This window comes from Bathymodiolus platifrons methanotrophic gill symbiont, from assembly GCF_002189065.1.
GTDB lineage: Bacteria > Pseudomonadota > Gammaproteobacteria > Methylococcales > Methylomonadaceae > Methyloprofundus.
In genome coordinates this window covers 1-1,725 of the sequence record NZ_BDMN01000248.1, presented here as the reverse complement: position 1 = coordinate 1,725, position 1,725 = coordinate 1, and the positions used below count along the sequence as shown (strand labels likewise).

At 37.7% G+C, this 1,725-nt stretch carries 1 protein-coding gene; it reads left to right on the top strand.

Annotated elements, in window-relative coordinates; genetic code table 11:
* Positions 1-418 precede the first annotated feature (418 nt).
* A complete protein-coding gene (locus tag CDZ78_RS13935) occupies positions 419-1,558 on the top strand; it encodes a hypothetical protein (RefSeq protein ID WP_087870554.1) in 1,140 nt (379 codons plus the stop codon).
* Positions 1,559-1,725: the final 167 nt, after the last annotated feature.

Genomic DNA, 1,725 nt, shown 5'->3' with positions numbered 1-1,725 from the left:
ATGTTTATAGCAAACCCCTACTTAATTCCCCTTAGGCAATAGCATTTGAAACGAATGAAAAGACTATTTTTTTCATATAGTTGTAGCATAGTTTCAATTTTACCATAAATAATTATTGGGAAACTTCAGTTCCTAAATAACCTAGTGTTTCATGTAGGCTGGGTTAGATTATCTAGCGTAGCGCAGATAACGTAACCCAGCATTGTGGGGGGCCCTTAAGATGCCGGGTTACGTTTTTATTGCTTCGCAAAAAAATCTAACCCAGCCTACGGATAATACATTGATTATAAATTTATAACACCGGAGTACAATAGCTCTAGCTACTGTACTGCTCAACCGTTAATCAACTCAAAATATGCGCAACACATTGACTAAATGCTTAGCACTTATTAATAAACCCTCTTCCCTTGGCTGGTTTATGTTAGTTATTGTAGCTGGCGCACTACTACGCCTGGCTGTGGCTCAAAGAGGTTTTAACTTCGATATAGCCTCCTATAGAATCGTTGCTGACATTATGGCAAATGGAGGTAATGTCTATGAGGAGACTCAGCGCTATAACTATGGGCCTATCTGGTTCCATATCCTTGCTTTTCTGGACACCCTGCCATTTCCTATTAGCGACCCACTACTTAGTTTACGCTGGAAAGTTACTTCATTTTTAAGCATCACTGATATTGCCATCGCAGTGTGCCTTTATCGATGGTATGGCTTTAAAATCGCTACTCTGTTCTTTTTAAATCCGATATCCATCATCATTACCGGCTATCACAGCCAATTTGATAATCTGGCTATTTTAATGGCTTTGATTAGCATTAAAACACTTGATAATTCTAGCAACAAGCTTTCATATAAAACACTACTCGGGCTTTTCTTGCTTGGAGTTTGTCTAAGTATCAAACACCTACTATTTCTATTTCCTTTCTGGTTAGCTTTTAAAAATACCCGATGGCGGGATAAATTAATCACACTAAGCATTCCTTATACAGTATTTTTAGCCAGTTTTTTACCTTATCTCTCTAAAGGGGCTGATGGCATCCTAAACCATGTTTTTCTTTATCGTGGATTTGCAAATGCCCCCTTCTGGAATGGCGTTGCGCCCGAAGTTATTATCGATAAAATACCCATATTTGTGTTATTTATAGGGACTTTATTGTTTCTAGGCTTATTTTTACGCACTAAAAAACCTTTAGAAAGCTTATATTTATATACAATTGCATTAGTCATTTTCTCATCGGCTGTTGCTAACCAATACCTGGCAATCTGTTTAGTAGCAATATCAGTGCATAGCAATTATATCTATACACTATATAGCGTCGCCGGAACAATCTATCTATTGGCATCCAGCGATGGACTGCATTTCTCCTTATTGCAACACTACTTAGGAAAAAGCGGCAACTCTAGTGTGATAGGTTATCAAGAACTTGTTTTTCTATTATTCCTGGGACTGCTACTGCAATTAATGTCTGCAGAGACCAGGACAAAAACATTACATTTAGTTAAAAAATATATTTTATGTCTCAAACAGGAAATTATCATGCAAATTAAATCGCCATGGTAAATCTGTGAATTGAATATATACACTGTAAATGCTGGGTTTCGTGCCTCAACCCAGCAAAGAAATATTAAGAAAATATGATAACGTACAAATGGCGGGGAGTCGCTATTTTTGCGAAAGCTTGTTTTGGGCATCCCAGCCCAAGCAAGCGGCAAAAACTTAACGCGACC